Source organism: Streptomyces sp. NPDC006365, assembly GCF_042870755.1.
Lineage (GTDB): Bacteria > Actinomycetota > Actinomycetes > Streptomycetales > Streptomycetaceae > Streptomyces > Streptomyces xiangluensis.
The window spans coordinates 74021-92627 of record NZ_JBIAHS010000017.1 but is presented as its reverse complement, the minus strand read 5'-3'; the positions used below and the strand labels follow the sequence as shown (position 1 = coordinate 92627).

The 18607-nt window shown below is 70.5% G+C and carries 16 protein-coding genes; 15 read left to right on the top strand and 1 reads right to left on the bottom strand.

The window, feature by feature from the left end; all coding sequences use genetic code 11:
* The first annotated feature begins 2 nt into the window (after positions 1-2).
* Genes ACFYO0_RS34745 through ACFYO0_RS34695 form a run of 11 tightly spaced genes read left to right on the top strand, consistent with a single transcriptional unit; the run spans position 3 to position 11678 of the window.
* Positions 3-1280 (top strand): glycosyltransferase, encoded by a 1278-nt coding sequence (locus ACFYO0_RS34745; RefSeq protein WP_388684192.1) that lies wholly within the window; start codon positions 3-5, stop codon positions 1278-1280.
* Positions 1277-2512: a class I SAM-dependent methyltransferase gene (locus tag ACFYO0_RS34740; RefSeq protein WP_388684191.1), complete on the top strand. Its 1236-nt coding sequence runs from the start codon at positions 1277-1279 to the stop codon at positions 2510-2512. Before ACFYO0_RS34745 ends, ACFYO0_RS34740 begins: the two co-directional genes overlap by 4 nt.
* A gap of 11 nt (positions 2513-2523) precedes the next feature.
* Positions 2524-3333, top strand: coding sequence for a glucose-1-phosphate cytidylyltransferase (locus tag ACFYO0_RS34735; RefSeq protein WP_388684188.1), 810 nt, complete (start codon positions 2524-2526; stop codon positions 3331-3333).
* A complete protein-coding gene (locus ACFYO0_RS34730; RefSeq protein ID WP_388684186.1) occupies positions 3330-3977 on the top strand; it encodes a PIG-L deacetylase family protein in 648 nt (215 codons plus the stop codon). Before ACFYO0_RS34735 ends, ACFYO0_RS34730 begins: the two co-directional genes overlap by 4 nt.
* A gap of 3 nt (positions 3978-3980) precedes the next feature.
* Positions 3981-5015: an NAD-dependent epimerase/dehydratase family protein gene (locus ACFYO0_RS34725; protein ID WP_388684184.1), complete on the top strand. Its 1035-nt coding sequence runs from the start codon at positions 3981-3983 to the stop codon at positions 5013-5015.
* Positions 5003-6286 carry a DUF4910 domain-containing protein gene (locus ACFYO0_RS34720; protein ID WP_388684182.1) on the top strand — a complete coding sequence of 428 codons (1284 nt, stop codon included), beginning with the start codon at positions 5003-5005 and terminating at the stop codon, positions 6284-6286. Before ACFYO0_RS34725 ends, ACFYO0_RS34720 begins: the two co-directional genes overlap by 13 nt.
* A complete protein-coding gene (locus ACFYO0_RS34715) occupies positions 6283-7590 on the top strand; it encodes a hypothetical protein (RefSeq protein WP_388684180.1) in 1308 nt (435 codons plus the stop codon). The genes ACFYO0_RS34720 and ACFYO0_RS34715 overlap by 4 nt, the downstream gene beginning before the upstream one ends.
* Complete coding sequence (locus tag ACFYO0_RS34710) at positions 7587-8534, top strand: glycosyltransferase family 2 protein (RefSeq protein WP_388684178.1); 948 nt, start codon at positions 7587-7589, stop codon at positions 8532-8534. The genes ACFYO0_RS34715 and ACFYO0_RS34710 overlap by 4 nt, the downstream gene beginning before the upstream one ends.
* Complete coding sequence (locus tag ACFYO0_RS34705) at positions 8531-9769, top strand: polysaccharide pyruvyl transferase family protein (protein WP_388684177.1); 1239 nt, start codon at positions 8531-8533, stop codon at positions 9767-9769. Before ACFYO0_RS34710 ends, ACFYO0_RS34705 begins: the two co-directional genes overlap by 4 nt.
* A complete protein-coding gene (locus ACFYO0_RS34700) occupies positions 9766-10317 on the top strand; it encodes a dTDP-4-dehydrorhamnose 3,5-epimerase family protein (protein ID WP_388684175.1) in 552 nt (183 codons plus the stop codon). Before ACFYO0_RS34705 ends, ACFYO0_RS34700 begins: the two co-directional genes overlap by 4 nt.
* An 8-nt stretch (positions 10318-10325) precedes the next feature.
* Positions 10326-11678 (top strand): glutamate-1-semialdehyde 2,1-aminomutase, encoded by a 1353-nt coding sequence (locus tag ACFYO0_RS34695; protein ID WP_388684172.1) that lies wholly within the window; start codon positions 10326-10328, stop codon positions 11676-11678.
* A gap of 7 nt (positions 11679-11685) precedes the next feature.
* Here the strand turns inward: ACFYO0_RS34695 and ACFYO0_RS34690 are convergent, their stop codons facing one another.
* Positions 11686-12372, bottom strand: coding sequence for a phosphatase PAP2 family protein (locus tag ACFYO0_RS34690; protein ID WP_388684170.1), 687 nt, complete (start codon positions 12370-12372; stop codon positions 11686-11688).
* A 1209-nt stretch (positions 12373-13581) separates the two neighbouring features.
* Between ACFYO0_RS34690 and ACFYO0_RS34685 the strand changes: the two genes are divergently transcribed.
* From ACFYO0_RS34685 to ACFYO0_RS34670, 4 genes are all read left to right on the top strand, one after another.
* Positions 13582-14298 carry a methyltransferase domain-containing protein gene (locus ACFYO0_RS34685; protein WP_388684167.1) on the top strand — a complete coding sequence of 239 codons (717 nt, stop codon included), beginning with the start codon at positions 13582-13584 and terminating at the stop codon, positions 14296-14298.
* Positions 14299-15346: 1048 nt separating this feature from the next.
* Entirely contained in the window at positions 15347-16438 is a 1092-nt protein-coding gene (locus ACFYO0_RS34680; protein WP_388684164.1) for a sugar ABC transporter substrate-binding protein, read from the top strand.
* 111 nt (positions 16439-16549) lie between these two features.
* Entirely contained in the window at positions 16550-17326 is a 777-nt protein-coding gene (locus ACFYO0_RS34675; protein ID WP_388684162.1) for an ATP-binding cassette domain-containing protein, read from the top strand.
* On the top strand, positions 17323-18603 hold the full coding sequence (locus ACFYO0_RS34670; protein WP_388684160.1) for a sugar ABC transporter permease: 1281 nt from the start codon (positions 17323-17325) through the stop codon (positions 18601-18603). Before ACFYO0_RS34675 ends, ACFYO0_RS34670 begins: the two co-directional genes overlap by 4 nt.
* Positions 18604-18607: the final 4 nt, after the last annotated feature.

The window sequence follows — 18607 nt, the reverse complement described above, 5'->3', positions numbered from 1 at the left end:
GCATGCACGTCCTCGTGGTGCACAACCGCTACGCCTCGGCGCAGCCGAGCGGCGAGAACAAGGTCGTCGACCAGGAGGTCGCGCTGCTGCGCGCGGCCGGCCACCGGGTCGAGGTGTTCGAGCGGCGCAGTGACGACATCGCCACCCGGTCCCTCCTTGCCAAGGCCGCGGTGCCGCTCCTTGTGCCGTGGAACCCGGCGGTCCGCGCGGAGCTCACCGCCCGGCTTCGCGCCGAGCGACCGGACGTGGTGCACGTCCACAACGTCTTCCCGCTTCTGTCGCCCGCGGTGCTGGCCGCCTGCGCCGACGCCGACGTGCCCGCCGTCGCCACGCTGCACAACTACACCCAGGTCTGCCCACCTGGCACGCTGCAGCGGGACGGCCGGCCGTGCACCGAGTGCGTCGGGTCGGCGCCACTGCCCGCCGTCCGGCACGGCTGCTACCGGAGCTCCCGGCTGGCGACGGTGCCGCTCGCGGTCAGCCTGTCGGTCAACCGGCGGCGGTGGTGGTCCGGCGTGGAGCGGTTCTTCTGCCTCTCCGCGGCGCAGCGCGATGTCCTGGTGCGGGCCGGCATGCCGGCCGAGCGGCTGACGGTGAAGCACAACTTCGTGCCAGAGCCGGGCGCCCGCCGCGCGGGCGACGGCGAGCATCTGCTCTATCTCGGCCGGCTCGCGGAGGCCAAGGGCGTGCGGCTGCTCATGGCCGCGTGGGACGAGATCGCAGCGAGCGGCGGTGTGGGCGTGCCGCTCGCGATCGCCGGCTCGGGGCCACTGGCGCAAGAGGTGACCGCCTGGGCGGCGGGCCGGGACGACGTGCGCTACGTCGGCCTGTATGACGCGGCGGAGAGCCGGAAGGCCGTCGCGCGGTCGGTCGCCGTGGTGGCTCCCTCGACGTGGCTGGAGGCGTTCGGCCTGGTGGTCGTGGAGGCGATGGCGGCGGGGGTCCCGACCGTCGCCGCTGGTCACGGCGCCTTCGTCGAACTCATCGAGGACGGGGTGACGGGGCTGCTGCACCGGCCGGGCGAGCCCGCCTCGCTCGCCTCCCGCATACGCCGGATCGCGGCCGAGCCGGCCCGCAACCGGGAGATGGGCCAGGCGGCCCGGCGCCGTTACGAGCAGGCTTTCAGCCCGGCCGTCGGCCTTGATCGCCTGGTGGATGAGTACCGCACCGCGATCGCGGGTCGGTCCTGCGGCGGGGACAGCCCACCGCCGGTGGGGGACAAAAGCACTGGCTCGCGGCGGGGACACGCGCCCGAGCAGGGGGATGGGGACAGTAGATGACAAGATGCCGACTCTGCGGCTCGGAAGCGATGACGAGCGTCGTCGATCTCGGGGCGACGCCACCATGTGAGAGCTTTCTCGCCGCGGACCAACTGGACAAGGCGGAGCCCACGTACCCGCTGCACCTGCGGGTCTGCACCGACTGCTGGCTCGCGCAGATTCCTCCGCTGATCACGCCGGAGGAGACGTTCACGCAGTACGCGTACTTCTCCTCCTACTCGACCTCCTGGGTGGAGCACGCGCGCACGTACGTCGCCGACACCGTGCAGCGCCTTGCTCTCGGCTCCGACGCCTTCGTGGTCGAGGTCGCGAGCAACGACGGGTACCTGCTGAGGCACATGGTGGACCGCGGGATCCGCTGCCTCGGCATCGAGCCGTCGGTGAACGTCGGCGCCACAGCGCGGGACGCGGGTGTGCCCACACTCACGGAGTTCCTCGACCCGGCCACCGGCGCCGACGTCCGCGCCGAGCACGGCCCGGCGGACCTGGTCGTGGCCAACAACGTGTACGCGCACATCCCCGACGTCGTCGGATTCACCCAGGGGCTGCGCGCCCTGGTCACCGACGACGGCTGGGTCTCCATCGAGGTGCAGCACCTGCTGACCCTGATCGAGGAGAACCAGTACGACACGATCTACCACGAGCATTTCCAGTACTACACGGTCGCGTCCGCGACCCGGGCCCTTGCGAGTGGCGGGCTCGCGCTCGTGGACGTCGAGTTGCTGCCCACGCACGGCGGCTCCGTCCGGCTGTGGGCCCGGCCGACCGAGGTGGCCGGCGAGCCGACCCGGCGGGTGGCCGACGTGCTGGACCGGGAGAAGGCCGCCGGGCTGCAGGAGCTGTCCGGGTACACCGAGTTCTCCGCTCGGGTGGCCAAGGTGCGCCGGGACCTGCTGCGGTTCCTCATCGAGGCGGCCGAGCGCGGCGAGACGGTCGTCGGCTACGGCGCCCCGGGCAAGGGCAACACCCTGCTCAACCACTGCGGCATCCGGCCCGACCTGCTCCCGTACACGGTCGACCGCAACCCCTACAAGCACGGCAGGTTCACTCCGGGCACCCGCATCCCGATCCTGCCGCCCGACCGGATAGCCGCCGACAAACCGGACTACGTCCTCGTCCTCCCGTGGAACCTGCGGGCCGAGCTGGTCGAGCAGCTGTCCTTCGTGCACGACTGGGGCGGCCGGCTCGTCTTTCCCATCCCGGAACTGAGCATTGTCGAGGTCGCGTCTTGAAAGGGCACAGCATGAAGGTCGTTCTGTTCTGCGGCGGTTACGGGATGCGGATGCGCAGCGGAGCCGCCGACGACATGCCCAAGCCGATGGCGATGGTCGGCCCGCGACCGCTGATCTGGCACGTCATGCGCTACTACGCGCACTTCGGGCACACGGAGTTCATCCTGTGTCTCGGATACGGGGCCCACCACATCAAGGACTTCTTCCTCAACTACGAGGAGACGGTGTCCAACGACTTCGTGCTGCGAGGCGGGCGGACCGAGCTGCTGTCCACCGACATCGCGGACTGGACGATCACGTTCGCGCAGACCGGCATCGAGTCACCGATCGGCGAGCGGCTGCGCCGGGTGCGGCACCACCTGGACGGCGACGAGATGTTCCTCGCCAACTACGCCGACGTGCTCACCGACGCCCCGCTGCCGGAGATGGTCGACCGGTTCGCGCGGCGTGACGCCGGTGCGTCGATGATGGTGGTGCCGCCGCAGTCCTCGTTCCACTGCGTGGACCTGGGCGAGGACGGCCTGGTGGGGGGCATCACCGCGGTGAGCGACCTGCCGCTGTGGGAGAACGGGGGCTACTTCGTGCTCCGCCAGGAGATCTTCGACCACATACCGGAGAACGGGGACCTGGTCGCCGACGGATGCGCCCAACTCGCCAAGCGCGGCCGGTTGGTGGCGCACCAGCACCGCGGCTTCTGGAAGCCGACCGACACCGTGAAGGAGCGGGCCGCGCTCGACGACGCCTACGCCCGGGGCGACCGCCCGTGGGCCGTGTGGGAACGGGACGGCGCGGGAGCGAACCCCGGGGTGAGGACCGCGTGATCCAGCTCAGCGCCGGGCGTTTGGACCGGATCGTCGCGGTAGGCGCGCACTGCGACGACATCGCCATCGGAGCAGGCGGCACGCTGCTGACACTGTGCCTCGCGCGGCCGGGAATCCGTGTCGACGCGCTGGTGCTCTCCGGCGGCGGCAGCGAGCGGGAGCAAGAGGAGGAGGCCGCGCTCGCCGCCTTCTGCCCGGGCGCCGACCTGCGGCTGACCGTGCTCAAGCTGCCGGACGGCCGACTGCCGACGCGGTGGGAAGAGGCCAAGGCCGCAATCGAGGAACTGCGCGAGCGGACCGAGCCGGATCTCGTGCTGGCTCCGCGCACCGATGACGCGCACCAGGATCACCGCGGCTTGGCGAAGCTGGTACCCACCGCATTCCGCGACCACCTGGTCCTCGGCTACGAGATCGTCAAGTGGGACGGCGATCTCGGCCGTCCGGCGGCGTACCAGCCGCTGTCACCGGAGATCGCCGAACAGAAGGTGCGGCTGCTGCAGGAGCACTACCCCTCGCAGCGGCACCGGCCCTGGTACGACCGGGAGGCCTTCCTCGGCCTTGCACGAATCCGCGGCATCGAAAGCCACGCGCGCTACGCCGAGGCGTTCGCCGTCACCAAACTCACGCTCAATCTGGGGGGATGAACCTTGCGCGTACTGCTGACCGGACACCAGGGATACCTGGGCACCGTGATGGCCCCGGTCCTCGCGGCCGCCGGGCACGAGGTCGTCGGCCTTGACGCCGGCCTGTTCGCCGACTGCGTCCTTGGCCCGCCGCCCGCGGACCCGCCGGGGCAGCGGGTGGACCTGCGCGACGTCACGGCCGAACACGTGGCCGGGGTGGACGCCGTGATCCACCTGGCCGCGCTGTCCAACGACCCGCTGGGATCGCTGGCGCCGGACCTCACCTACGACATCAACCACCACGCGTCCGTGCGGCTGGCCCGGCTGGCCCGCGACGCCGGAGTGCGGCGCTTCCTGTACGCGTCGACCTGCTCGGTGTACGGCGCCGCAGGCGACCCCGACTTGTCGAACTTGGTGAGCGAGGAGGCCCCGCTGCGCCCGGTGACGCCGTACGCGGAGTCCAAGGTGCGGGTGGAGGACGACCTGCACGCCCTGGCCGACGGCGACTTCACCCCGGTGTTCATGCGCAACGCCACCGCCTTCGGCTACTCGCCCCGGCTGCGCGCCGACATCGTGCTGAACAACCTGGTGGGCCACGCGCTCCTGTCCGGCGAGGTGCGGGTCCTCTCCGACGGCACCCCCTGGCGCCCGCTGGTGCACGCCGCCGACATCGCACGGGCTTTCGCGGCCGCGCTGACCGCGCCGCGGGAGGCGGTGCACGACCGGGCGTTCAACATCGGCAGCGAGATCAACAACGTCACGGTCGCCGAGATCGCCGAGCAGGTCGCCGAGGCGGTGTCCGGATCGAAGGTGGTGATCACCGGGGAGAACGGTGCCGATCCGCGGTCGTACCGGGTGGACTTCTCCCGGTTCCGCGCCGCGGTTCCCGGCTTCGACTGCGAGTGGACGGTGAAGCAGGGCGCGCTCGAACTCGCCGACGCCTACCGGAAACACGGGCTGACGCTGGAGGACTTCGAGCGACGCTTCACCCGCCTTGCCGTGCTGCGCGCGGCGTCCGACTCCGGCACCGTCGACGACACCCTGCGGTGGCGCCGATGACAGCGGCCGGCGAGGAGATGTACGCGCTGGTGGAGCGGCTTTACCCGCTGTGCCGGAGCATCACCGGTGACGGTGTGCGCGCCACCCTGGACATCGTCGGCGAGTACATCCCGTTGCAGGTGCACGAGGTGCCGACCGGGACGCAGGTGCTCGACTGGACGGTGCCGCAGGAGTGGAACATCCGGGACGCGTACATCGCCGACACCACCGGCAACCGGGTCGTCGACTTCGCCGAGTCCAGCCTGCACGTGCTCGGCTACAGCGTGCCGGTGTCGGCGACCATGCCGCTGGCCGAGCTGCGTGAACACTTGCACACCCTTCCGGAGCACCCGAACTGGGTGCCGTACCGCACCAGTTACTACAAGCCGGAATGGGGGTTCTGCCTGGCCCAGGAGACGTTGGACGCGATGCCGGACGGCGAGTACGAGGTGCGCATCGACTCCACCCTCGCCGACGGGCACCTCACCTACGCCGAGCACGTGGTCCCCGGGCAGGTCCCCGACGAGGTGATCGTCTCCTGCCACGTCTGCCACCCGTCGCTGGCCAACGACAACGTGGCCGGCATCGCGGTGGCGACGTTCCTGGCCCGGGCGCTGGCGGAGCAGACGCCGTACTACACCTACCGGTTCCTGTTCGCGCCCGGCACCATCGGGGCGATCACCTGGCTGGCCCGCAACAAGGAGCGGGTGGAACGGGTCAAACACGGGCTGGTGCTGGCCTGCGCCGGCGACCCGGGCGGGCTGACGTACAAGCAGAGCAGGCGCGGCGACGCGGAGATCGACCGGGTGATGCGGCACGTGCTGGCCGCCTCCGAACGCCCGCACCACGTCACCGAGTTCACTCCGTACGGCTACGACGAGCGGCAGTTCTGCTCGCCCGGGTTCAATCTCGGCGTGGGCTCGCTCACCCGGACCCCGTACGCCGGCTACCCCGAGTACCACACCTCGGCGGACAACCTGGACTTCGTCTCCCCGGAGGCGATGGCGGACACCCTCTCCGTCTGCCGCGAGGCATTCGCCGTCCTTGACCGCAACCGGCGGTACCTCAACCTCAGCCCCTACGGGGAACCACAGCTGGGCCGGCGCGGGTTGTACGACGCGCTCGGCGGCCGCAGCGACACCAAGCAGGCCCAGATGGCCATGCTCTGGGTGCTCAATCTCTCCGACGGCGAGCACAGTCTGCTGGATGTCGCCGAGCGGTCCGGGCTGCCGTTCGACACTGTCGCCGCCGCGGCCGGAGCCCTGCACGGCGCCGGGCTGATCAAGGCATGACGCCGATGACCACCGAGGGGGAGAATCCGCCGACAACGGCGCCACCCGCCGGATCCGCCCGGCGGGCCCTCGTCGGCCGACTGTCCTGGGGGCTGGCCGACCAGGCGGCCTCCAGCATGACCAACTTCGCGGTGGGGATATACGTGGCACGCTCGCTCGGGCCGGCCGCGTTCGGCGTGTTCAGCCTGGCCTGGGTGACCTACGGCGTGGTGCTCAACGTCTCCCGCGGGCTGGCAACCGATCCGCTCGTGGTGCGATTCAGCGGTGTGTCGGACGCGTCCTGGCGCGGGGCCGTGGCCCGGTCGTCCGGTACCGCGCTCGGTGTCGGTGCCGCCCTCGGCGCGGCGTGTCTGGTGGTCGGGCTGGCCCTGGGTGGCCGTGTGGGGCTCGCATTCGCCGCCCTCGGCGTCATGCTGCCGGGGCTGCTGCTGCAGGACGCCTGGCGGTTCTCGTTCTTCGCCGCCGGCACCGGGCGGAACGCGTTCGTCAACGACCTCGTGTGGGGCGTCGCGCTCATCCCGGCCATGGTCGTGGCGGCCCGCGTGGGCAACGTGGCCGCTTTCGTACTCGCCTGGGGTGCGTCCGCCACGGTGGCGGCGGTGTACGGCTACATCCAGTCCGGCATCCGGCCCCGGGTGACCGGGGCGCGCGGGTGGCTTCGCGAGCAGCGCGATCTCGGCTACCGGTACCTGGTCGAGAACGTCAGCCTCAGCGGCGCGAGCCAGATGCGGGCGTACGGGCTCGGCGCGATCGTCGGGGTCGGCGCGGTGGGTGCGGTGCGGGGCGCCGAGCTCCTGCTCGGCCCGTTCCTCGCCGTGCTGATGGGTCTTTCGCTGGTCACCGTCGCGGAGGCGGCACGGGTGCTGCGGCAGGCCCCGCACCGGCTGGCCAAGTTCTGCCTCCTGCTCGGTGCCGGGCAGGCCGCCGCCGCGCTGCTCTGGGGCGCGGCGGTGCTGCTGATGCCGGACCGGCTCGGCGAGTTCGTTCTCGGCGACGTCTGGCACTCCGCCGCACAGCTCATCGTGCCGGTCACCCTCGGCGTCGCGGGCGCCGGCCTCGGCACCGGCGCGGCGGCCGGGCTGCGCGCGCTCGGCGCGGCCCGGCGCAGCCTGCGCAGCCAGTTGTTCGCCTCCACCTGCTATGTCGGCGGCGGGCTCGGCGGGGCGGCCGTGGCCGGCGCGGTCGGCTCGGCCTGGGGCGTGGCCGCCGCGACCGTCAGCGGCTCGGCCGTGTGGTGGCTGCACCTGCGGTCCGCCCTGCGCGAGCGCCACCAGAACCCCATCCGCGAAGTGAGGACCACATGACCGCCCTTCCCCGGCTGAGCGTCGGCCTGCCCGTGTACAACGGCGAGGAGTACCTTGCCGAGGCGCTCGACGCCCTGCTCGGCCAGACCTACGAGGACTTCGAGCTGGTCATCTCCGACAACGCCTCGACCGACGGAACGCAGGACATCTGCCGCCGGTACGCCGCGAAGGACTCACGCATCCGGTACCTCCGGCTGCCCCGGAACATCGGTGCCGCACCGAACCACAACCACGTGTTCACCGAGTGCCGGGGCGAGCTGTTCAAGTGGGCCTCGCACGACGACCTGTACGCCCGCGACCTGCTGCGGCGCTGCGTGGATGCGCTGGACGAGCGGCCGGAGGTGATCCTCGCGCACAGCGACCAGGCGGTCATCGACGGCGACGGCCAGGTGAAGGTCCCGTACGAGTACGGGCTCGCCACGGACTCGCCGCACGCGCCCGAGCGCTTCCGCAGTCTGCTGTTCGAGCCCGGTGGCGACGACTTCTACGGGGTGATGCGGGCCGACGTGCTGCGCCGGGTGAAGCCGCACGACAGCTACCACCACGCGGACCGTACGTTCGTCGCCGAGATCACCCTGCACGGGCCCTTCCACCAGGTTCCGGAGCTGCTGTACTTCCGCCGCGACCACCCCACCCGCGCCGAGCGGGCGAACCCTTCCAAGCGCTCCCGGTGCGTCAACCTGGACCCGCGCCGGGCGGGCCCACTGCATCCGACGCCCCGGCTGCTCGCCGAGTACGTCTGGGGCTTCGCCTCGGCGATCCGACGGGCGCCGTTGTCCACGGCCGACCGGCGCGCGTGCTACCGCCACCTGGCCGCGTGGATGACCAGCCGGGTCCGGCCGGGCGCCGGCGAGCGGGTCGAGGACCGCGCCCCGGTCGACCCGGGCGGGCTCACTGTCTCCGTCGACGCCCTCGTCGCCGGCCGTGAGGGGAGGCAGGCATGACGTCCGGACACGAAACTCCGGTGCGCGTCGGGGTGTTCGGTCTGCTCGGCTCCGGCAACCTCGGCAACGACGGGTCGCTCGAGACCGTGCTCGGGTATCTCCGCGCTGAACACCCGAATGCGGTCGTGGACGCGCTGTGCGGCGGACCCGAGGTCGTCGCGACCCGGTACCGGATCCCCGCGACGCGGCTGCACTGGTACCGCGGGGAGTACCGGACCGCGTCGCGCGCGGGCGCGATCGCGGCGAAGGGTCTGGGCAAACTCGTCGACGCCGTCCGCACCGCTGCCTGGGTGCGCCGGCACGACGTCGTGATCGTGCCGGGCATGGGCGTACTGGAGGCCACGCTGCCGCTGCGGCCATGGGGCTTCCCGTACTCGCTGTTCCTGCTCTGCGCGAGTGGCCGGCTGTTCGGCACCCGGATCGCGCTGGTCGGCGTCGGCGCCGCCGCGATCAGCGACCGGCCGACTCGGGCCCTGGTGCGCTGGTCGGCGCGGCTGGCCACGTACCGCTCGTACCGGGACTCCCTGTCCCGCGACGCGATCCGGGCGATGGGCGTGGACACCGCGCGCGACGAGGTGTACCCGGATCTCGCATTCGCCCTGCCGACGCCGTCGGCGAGCGCGCCCTCGGGTCCACCGGGCCCGGTCTGCGTCGGCGTCATGGACTTCCACGGCGGCAACGACGACCGCGCACGGGCCGAGGAGATCCACCGGCGCTACCTCGACGGGACGACCCGCTTCGTCCGTGCGCTGGTCGAGGACGGCAGGCCGGTCCGGCTGCTCACCGGCGACGCGTGCGATGCACCGGTGGTCGCCGCGATCCTCGACGCGGTGGACTCGCCGCTGGTCACCGCAGCCGAGGCGTCCTCGCTGGCCGACCTGATGAAGGAGACGGCGGCTGCCGACACCGTGGTGGCGACCCGGTACCACAACCTGGTCTGCGCGCTGAAGGTCGGCACGCCGACGCTCGCGCTCAGCTATGCGGCGAAGAGCGACGCGCTCATGGATCGGATGGGCCTTGCCGCGTACTGCCATCCGGCTCGCGAGATCGACGCCGACCGGCTGCTCGAGCAGTTCCGGGCCCTGGAGAAGCGATCGGCGGAGCTGCGGCGGACCCTGGCCGAGCGAAACCTGGTGGCCGCCCGGCAACTCGAGGACCAGTTCACCGAGTTGACCGCAGCCCTGTTCCCCGCGACCGACCATGCGCAAGCCCACGCCCGGCAGGAGGCTCCATGAAGGTGACCGAAGTCCCGGAGATCGCGGGAGCGTTCCTCTTCGAGCCGACACCGTACGCCGACGAGCGCGGCTTCTTCTGCCGCACCTTCGACGCCGACGTGGTCCGCTCGGTGGGCCTCGACCCGGACGCCTTCGTCCAGGACAGCCTGTCCCGCTCGGTTCGGGGCGTGCTGCGCGGCCTGCACCTGCGCTCCGGCGCCGGCGAGGCCAAGCTGGTGCGGTGCTCGTACGGGAGGATCTTCGACGCCGTCGTGGACCTGCGGACGGACTCACCGACCTACCTGGGCCGGGCCTTCTTCGAACTGTCCGACGAGACGCAGGTGACCCTGTACATCCCGGCGGGATGCGCGCACGGCTTCCAGGCGCTGACCGAGACCGCCGACACCTCGTACCGGATCGACCGCCCGCACGATCCCGCCGAGGACGTGACGATCGCCTTCGACGACCCGGAGCTCGCCATTCCCTGGCCGCTGCCGGTCACATCCATGTCCCAGCGGGACCGGGAGGCGCCGAGCCTCGCCGAGGTCCTGAAGCAAAGAGAGAAGTGAGGGTCGGCGTGGACACCGAACACACCGAACACGCCCAAGAGACCGAGGAGTTCCTCCTGCCCCGGTCGCGGCAGGCGAACGAGCGGCTGCACGCCATGATCCCCGGTGGTGCGCACACCTATGCCAAGGGCGACGACCAGTACCCCGAGAACCTGGCCCCGGTCATCAGCCACGGCCGCGGTGCCCACGTGTGGGACATCGACGGCAACCGCTACATCGAGTACGGCTCCGGCCTGCGGTCGGTCAGTCTCGGCCACGCCCACCCACGCGTGATCGAGGCGGTGCGGCGGGAACTCGACCGCGGCAGCAACTTCGTCCGGCCGTCCATCGTGGAGGTCGAGGCCGCGGAACGTTTCCTGGCCACGGTGCCGACCGCCGAGATGGTGAAGTTCGCGAAGAACGGCTCCGACGTCACCACCGCCGCGGTGCGCCTCGCCCGCGCCGTCACCGGGCGCCCGCGGGTGGCCATCTGCGGCGACCATCCGTTCTTCTCCGTCGACGACTGGTTCATCGGCACCACACCGATGTCCGCCGGCATTCCGGCGGCGACCACCGAACTCACCGTGGCGTTCCCTTACGGGGACCTGGCCGCCACGGAGGAACTGCTCACCCGGTACCAGGACGAGATCGCCTGCCTGATCCTCGAACCTGCCGCGCACGCCGAGCCGCCGCCCGGATACCTCGCCGGTCTGCGCGAGCTGGCCGACCGGCACGGCTGCGTACTGATCTTCGATGAGATGATCACCGGCTTCCGCTGGTCCGAGGCGGGCGCCCAGGGCCTGTACGGCGTCGTCCCCGACCTCTCCACGTTCGGCAAGGCGCTGGGCAACGGGTTCGCCGTCGCCGCGCTGGCCGGGCGCCGCGAGCTGATGGAGCGGGGCGGGCTGCGTCACTCCGGCGAGCGGGTGTTCCTGCTGTCCACCACGCACGGTGCGGAAACGCACTCGCTGGCCGCCGCGATGGCCGTGCAGACCACCTACGTCGAGGAGGGCGTCACCGCGCGGCTGCACGCCCTCGGCGAGCGGTTGGCCGCCGGTGTCCGCGACGTGGCGGACAGCATGGGCGTCGGCGACCACGTCGTCGTCCGGGGCCGGGCCAGCAACCTGGTCTTCGCCACTCTCGACGAGAACCGGCAGCCGTCGCAGGAGTACCGCACTCTGTTCCTGCGCCGGCTCCTCGCGGGCGGGGTGCTCGCCCCGTCGTTCGTGGTGAGCAGCGCGCTCGACGACGCCGACATCGACCGCACCATCGATGTGGTGGCCCAGGCATGTGCGGTGTACCGGAAGGCACTGGACGCCGCCGACCCCACCCCATGGCTGGCCGGGCGACCGGTGAAGCCCGTATTCCGCCGCTTGGCGTGACGTGACGTCAGCGGCGCTCCCGCCGACCGGCGTCGGCCATCCGATCGACCAGCTGGTCGGCCATCCGGTCGACCAGCCACGCGGTCGCCGGTACCACCGCCAGCGCGGTGCACCAGCCGCCGAGGACGTCGGTCGTGTAGTGCGCGCTCAGGGCGACCTGCGCCCAGCCCATGGCGGCGCCGGCAACCAGCGCCGAGGCGAGCACGAGTGACGTGCCGGCCGTCCTGCCGAGGCCGAGCCGGCCGGTCGCGAGCAGCGCCACCACGAGGGCGAACGCGGTGAGGAAGGCGGTGTGCCCGCTCGGATAGGACAGGTTGCCGTCGCCGTGGATGGTGCGTCCCACCAGGGACTTGAGCAGCGTCGTCGTTACCACGCTCATACCGACGCCGGCAACGACGAGCACCGCTGCGCGAGGACGCCGAAGCAGCAGGCAACCCGTCACGGCGGCCACGACCAGCGTCGCCGCTCCGGCGGGCTCCCCCAGGAAGTCCGTGGCCAGAGCGACGGACCGCCACGGCGGCCCCACACTGTCCGCCGTCGGCTCGACGATCCACCTGTCCACCCTGCCGGGCTCGCTGTGGCCGGCGTACAGGACCCCGAGCCCGGCGACCACCAGCGCGGCGAGGGCCGCGATCAGCCCGAGCCACGCGCGCAGCGACGGGGGCAGCACCGCGGGCGCCGGCCGGCCGGTCACACGCCCACCGCGTCCGGTCGACCTGCGGTGCTTTGCCGTGATCGGTAGACGGTGTTCCGGATCCTGACCTCTTGAGGCAGGGTGAGGGTGCGGCCCATGGTCGGCTGGCCGCCCACCTGGTGGTCCGGGCCCGCGCCGCGTGCATCGCGTTTCGGGCTCTGGTCGCCGACTGCCTCCACAACCGCAGCGGAAGCCCGCTCACCGTCGCAGACCATCCGACAGATGTGATGCACCTCCCCCTCCCGTCGGGGCCTACGCCATGTCACCCGCCGCTACCGCGATGGCACGCCCCGAGAACTGCCCGCTGCCGCCCGCCGACATGGCCGGAACCGTCAGATGTACGGGCTGTGCGCGGCTGGACCGAGCAGGATTGCAAACACGTCAAGCGCGAACTGGGCTGCGCCGACTTGCAGGCCCACTCCGGCCAAGCGATCCAACGCCACTGACGCTGGTCGACGTGGCCTCCGGCTTCTGCTGGCCCCAACTCCCCACCCACGAGCCCCCGTCGTGTCTGACTTTGTCACCCTAACCAACAATGCGGTCGCGGCACTGCGGTCGCGGCAAACCGCCGTCGGAAAGTCCGAGTGTCAACACTCCGCGAATTTCCGTTCTGGACCGCTGTTCCGAGTCGGAGCCACGGAGTGTCACCGAAAACGCGATCGTGATGCGTCGTGGACGACGCCCTCCTGGGGGCCTCGACTTGGGCCCGGGGCATCGAGAGCGGTGATGGGCAGTAACTGATCGCGTCTGCCGTGAGAAGGCTTCCGCTTTCCGAACGTGATCGTTTGAGGGTCTGGGTGGGCGTGAACTGCCGCTGGCTGCGGGAGGTATCAGATTGTTCGTCGGCTCGTGCTCCCTGGCGAAGGTGGCTGGTGCCGTCGGCGCTGCGACTGCTGGAGGCGCGGGAGAAGAAGGTCCGCGAGGAGGTCGCGCGGCTGCGCAAGGAGGCCGAGGTGCTGACCGAGACTCCCGTGTCGGCCACCAAGGACCGACAAGCAGCCTTACCGGGAAGGCGCATATGGGGCGTCAGACCCCGGCGCCGTGGACCGGCCCTCGACTGCCGCGTAGCGAAGTTCGCCGTCCCACTGCGCGTCCGCGTCCGCGGTCCTATGCTTCGGGTACCGAGGGTGGCGACAAGCGGGGGGGTCATGCCTGGTGAGCCCAGCATGGCGGGGAACGTCAGTATTGAAGTCAGGGGTCAAGCGGCTCTTGGGGCGTGCGGGATTCGACATCGTGCGCGCCGGCAACAACCGGGGTGGAGTGGACGACTTCATCCCGTTCGAGGCAACGGTGCGGGCTGCGCGGGCGGCCGGTCTGTCGGTCGGTGACTACATCGACGAGGTCATGAACGGGACGCCCGGGGCCACCCAGTTCACCATCGATGAACTAAGCGCTCTCGGCGTCTTCACTGCCAAGCCGGACACGGTGCTGGAGATCGGCCCCGGGTCCGGACGGTACCTGGAGAAGACGCTGAAGGAGTGTTCACCGGGCCGCTACGAGATCTACGAGACGGCAGCGCCCTGGTCCAACTACCTGGTGGACACATTCAGCGTGGTCGCCCAACCGACCGCAGGATGCAGTCTCGCCTCGACACCCGACGGCAGCATCGACCTCGTTCAGGCCCATAAGGTCTTCAACACCGTGACCTTCCTCTGTGCCTCCCGCTACTTCTTCGAGATGGCACGTGTGACGCGACCCGGTGGCCGGATCGTCTTCGACGTGATGACAGAGACCTGCCTGGACCCGGCCACGGTGCGTGCCTGGGCGACGCAGGGCGGCGCGGGGCACGGCTCCTATCCAGCCGCCATGCCTCGCCAGACATGCGTGGACCTCTTCGCGACCCTCGGCTGCAGCCTGGAGGCCAGCTTCCTGGCCCCCATGGGCGTTGCCTCCACTGAGGTGCTTGTCTTCGGAAAGAAGACTTGACCCTGAGGCACCATCCGCGTAGCGATCGCGGGACTGGTCAGGTCGAACAGGGTTCCTGATCGAGTGTTCGCGCGAGAGTCGGCGCATGACAGCAGGGTCTCCTGGTAGTTCGGGGGTGCGAACCAAACCGATCACCAGGAGCCCCTGTTGTCGCGGTCTTTCGCGCTCGCGTGCGTGGAGTCCAACTCGCCGTCCCTGTCGTGTGACTGCCTCGCCCACAGGTTCGGCAACGCGGCGGACGGGCCGGAGCACGTACGGTGTTCCGCCTCCGACATGACGGAGGCGGAATGGCAGGTCACCCGGCCGTTGCTGCCCATTCCGGCATGGTTGGCGGGACGGCGTACATCCGGGTGACCCCGTTGAGCAACCGACCGGACTGCCTCCCGCCGTTGGGGACACCGGCACCTGACACGGCGCCGACACGTACCAGTTCCGGCGCTGCACGCTGCGGCGATCAGCGCGAGCATGCTGGGAAGGCGCCAGCCTGCGAAGGCCCGGCCCGGACGATCCGTGGTGTCTCCCCACTCCTCCATGCGCTGCGTAGACACCCCAAAGGCCGAAGCCCGGAGCCATTTCCACCCTGCCCTCAAGGTGGATCGCTCCACAGAGCTCCCGCCGTCCGGCTCGCAGTGCGGGCCCAGCTCCGGCCCGGTCGCGATGCACACGGGCACACCAACGCGCGCGGGCACGGACGCGGCCACGGCCGTGGAAGCGCCATCGGCGCGAACACTCCGCGCCACGCTGCCCTATGGGCCACACACGGCCGGCCATCGCACGGCCTCGTGCTCTCTCCGGATTCGTGGCGCACAGGAGGCAGCGAGGTCGCCGCATTGCGACAGCGTCACCTAATTGTTATGGCTGATGACAAATAGCGCCTCCCGCACTCTGGCGCACGGGTTCCGGAGCGCCGTAAGTTCCCGCTCACAACATTCAGCCGGGCGGATCACCCGACACCCGGCAATTCCCCCGAGAGCGCGCGTCTCGCCTTCCTTCTCACCACCCTCGTACGTCCGGTCGTCCGGCCGTAACACCAGAAAGGACCCTGCCCATGCGCAAGGGACTCCTCCTCACCGCCGCCTCGGTGGCACTGGTCAGCTCGCTCACCGCCTGTGGCGACTCCTCGTCGGGCGACAGTGAATCCGGCTCCGACGCCAAGCCGAAGATCGGTGTGATCCTCCCGGACAGCAAGTCCTCGGCCCGCTGGGAGACCGCTGACCGCAAGTACCTCTCCGAGGCGTTCAAGGCGGCGGGCGTCGAGTACGACATCCAGAACGCCCAGGGCGACAAGCAGGAGTTCCAGACCATCGCGGACCAGATGATCACCAGCGGCGTGAACGTCCTGGTGATCGTGAACCTGGACAGCGGCACGGGTAAGGCGGTTCTGGACAAGGCCAAGGCGCAGGGCGTCGCCACGATCGACTACGACCGGCTCACCCTCGGCGGCTCCGCCCAGTACTACGTGAGCTTCGACAACACCGCGGTCGGCAAGCTGCAGGGCGAGGGCCTCAGCAAGTGCCTGAGCGACATGAAGGCCAAGAAGCCCATCGTCGCCACGCTCAACGGCTCCCCGACGGACAACAACGCCACTCTCTTCGCCGAGGGCTACAACGGCGTCCTCGACCCGAAGTACAAGTCGGGCGACTACGTGAAGGGCCCGGACCAGTCCGTCCCGGACTGGGACAACGCCCAGGCCGGCACCATCTTCGAGCAGATGCTCACCAGCGAGCCCAAGATCGGCGGCGTGCTCGCCGCCAACGACGGTCTCGGCAACGCGGCCATCGCCGTCCTGCGCAAACAGAATCGCAACGGCGAGGTCCCGGTCACCGGCCAGGACGCCACCGTGCAGGGCCTGCAGAACATCCTCGCGGGCGACCAGTGCATGACCGTCTACAAGGCGGTCAAGAAGGAGGCCGACGCCACGGCCAGGCTCGCCATCTCCCTCGCCAAGGGCGAGAAGGGCGAGACGAACGCGACCGTCGAGGACCCCGAGGGCAAGCGCAAGGTCCCGTCCGTGCTGGAGACGCCGGTGGCCATCTACAAGGACAACGTCAAGGACGTCGTGGACGACGGCTTCGTCACCAAGGAAGAGCTGTGCACGGGCAAGTACGCCGCCCTGTGCACCAAGGCCGGCATCCAGTAGCCCTGACCGGCCGGCCGGACCATTACCCCTGGTCCGGCCGGCCCGACCGCGGGCCCCGGGCTCCCACCTCCCCGGGGCCCGCGACCTCACGACCGTAAGGAGCCGTCTTCCATGACAGCGACCCCGATCCTTCGACTGCGCGGGATCGACAAGAGCTTCGGCGCCGTGCAGGTACTGCACGACGTGTCCTTCGACGTCCACCCGGGGGAGGTGACCGCCCTCGTCGGAGACAACGGCGCAGGCAAGTCCACCCTGGTCAAGTGCATCGGCGGGATCCACCCGATCGACGACGGCGAGTACTGGTTCGAAGGTGAGCAGGTCCAGGTGCACAGCCCGCGTGAGGCGGCGGCCATGGGCGTCGAGATCGTGTACCAGGACCTGGCGCTCTGCGACAACCTCGACATCGTGCAGAACATGTTCCTCGGCCGCGAGAAGCGCCGGGGACTCGTCCTGGACGACGCGACGATGGAGGAGATGGCCGCCCAGACACTCGAAGGGCTGTCGGTCCGTACCGTCAAGTCCATCCGCCAGCAGGTCTCCAGTCTCTCCGGCGGCCAGCGGCAGACCGTGGCCATCGCCAAGGCCGTGCTGTGGAACAGCAAGGTCGTCGTCCTGGACGAGCCGACCGCCGCGCTGGGTGTCGCCCAGACGGCACAGGTCCTCGAACTGGTCCGGCGGCTGGCCGACAACGGTCTCGCCGTGGTCCTGATCTCGCACAACATGAACGACGTCTTCGCGGTGTCCGACCGGATCGCCGCCCTCTATCTGGGCCGGATGGCCGCCCAGGTCAGCACGTCGGACGTAACGCACTCCCAGGTCGTCGAACTCATCACCTCAGGCCGCAGCGGGGACCTCGGCCTCGCTCACACCAACGGAGCCACAGCATGACCGCCGCAGTCGCCCCCGAGAAGCCGGAGTTGCCACGCACTCCCGGTACGTCGAAGAAGAACGGAGCGGCCGGGGCCACGAGTCTGCGCTCGGTCGCCCGGAACTACGTCGAGCGGGTACGGGGCGGCGAGTTGGGCGCCCTCCCCGCCATACTCGGCCTGATCGTCCTGTGCGTGTTCTTCGCCGCCCTGCGCCCGGTCTTCCTGTCCGAGCTGAACTTCGCCAACCTGCTGACCCAGGGCGCGGGCAGCATCGCCATCGCCATGGGCCTGGTCTTCGTCCTCCTCCTCGGCGAGATCGACCTGTCCGCGGGGTACGCCAGCGGTGTCTGCGCCGCCGTCCTGGCCATCCTGCTCACCGACCACGGATGGCCCTGGTACGGCGCGGCGGGCGCGGCGATCCTCACCGGCACGTTCATCGGCCTGCTGCTCGGCCTGCTGGTGGCGAAGGTCGGCATCCCCTCCTTCGTGGTCACCCTGGCCGCCTTCCTGGGATTCCAGGGCATCGTGCTGATGCTGCTGAAGGAAGGCACCAACATCTCCATCCGGGACCAGACGATCCTGGCCGTCGCCAACAACAACCTCTCCCCCGCGCTGGGTTGGGTACTGCTCGCCGTCAGTGTCGGGGCGTACGCGGCGATCCAGCTCCGGCAGAACCGCAACCGCCGGCGGCGCGGGCTCGCCACCGCTCCGCTCACCCTGCTCGCGGTCAGGATCGGCGGCCTGGCGGTGCTCGGTGCGATCGCCGTCCACCTGCTCAACCAGGAGCGCAGCCGCAACGTCATCGTCGACTCGCTCAAGGGCGTGCCGATCGTGGTGCCGGTCATCGCCATCCTGCTCGTCGCCGGTACGTTCCTGCTCCAGCGCACCTCGTTCGGCCTGCACATCTACGCGGTGGGCGGTAACGCCGAGGCGGCCCGCCGGGCGGGCATCAACGTGGCAGCCATCCGGATCTCCGCGTTCGTCATCTGCTCGTCCCTGGCCGCGGTCGGCGGCATCATCGCCGCGTCCCGGGGCAACTCGGTCGACCCCAACACCGGTGGCAGCAACGTGCTGCTGCTGGCAGTCGGCGCCGCCGTCATCGGCGGGACGAGCCTGTTCGGCGGGCGGGGCAGGGTCGTTGACGCCGTGCTCGGCGGCATGGTGGTCGCGGTCATCCAGAACGGCATGGGCCTGATGGGGTACAGCTCAGGGGTCAAGTACGCTGTCACGGGTTCGGTTCTGCTGGTGGCCGCAGGCGTGGATGCGCTGTCCCGTCGCCGGGCCGTACAACGATGAGGTC

Bases quoted from the DNA above. Each gene is read 5' to 3' on its own strand.
- ACFYO0_RS34735 (WP_388684188.1), top strand. From the start codon at position 2,524: ATGAAGGTCGTTCTGTTCTGCGGCGGTTACGGGATGCGGATGCGCAGC.
- ACFYO0_RS34740 (WP_388684191.1), top strand. From the start codon at position 1,277: ATGACAAGATGCCGACTCTGCGGCTCGGAAGCGATGACGAGCGTCGTC.
- ACFYO0_RS34670 (WP_388684160.1), top strand. From the start codon at position 17,323: ATGACCGCCGCAGTCGCCCCCGAGAAGCCGGAGTTGCCACGCACTCCC.
- ACFYO0_RS34675 (WP_388684162.1), top strand. From the start codon at position 16,550: ATGACAGCGACCCCGATCCTTCGACTGCGCGGGATCGACAAGAGCTTC.
- ACFYO0_RS34705 (WP_388684177.1), top strand. From the start codon at position 8,531: ATGACGTCCGGACACGAAACTCCGGTGCGCGTCGGGGTGTTCGGTCTG.
- ACFYO0_RS34745 (WP_388684192.1), top strand. From the start codon at position 3: ATGCACGTCCTCGTGGTGCACAACCGCTACGCCTCGGCGCAGCCGAGC.
- ACFYO0_RS34700 (WP_388684175.1), top strand. From the start codon at position 9,766: ATGAAGGTGACCGAAGTCCCGGAGATCGCGGGAGCGTTCCTCTTCGAG.
- ACFYO0_RS34710 (WP_388684178.1), top strand. From the start codon at position 7,587: ATGACCGCCCTTCCCCGGCTGAGCGTCGGCCTGCCCGTGTACAACGGC.
- ACFYO0_RS34715 (WP_388684180.1), top strand. From the start codon at position 6,283: ATGACGCCGATGACCACCGAGGGGGAGAATCCGCCGACAACGGCGCCA.
- ACFYO0_RS34680 (WP_388684164.1), top strand. From the start codon at position 15,347: ATGCGCAAGGGACTCCTCCTCACCGCCGCCTCGGTGGCACTGGTCAGC.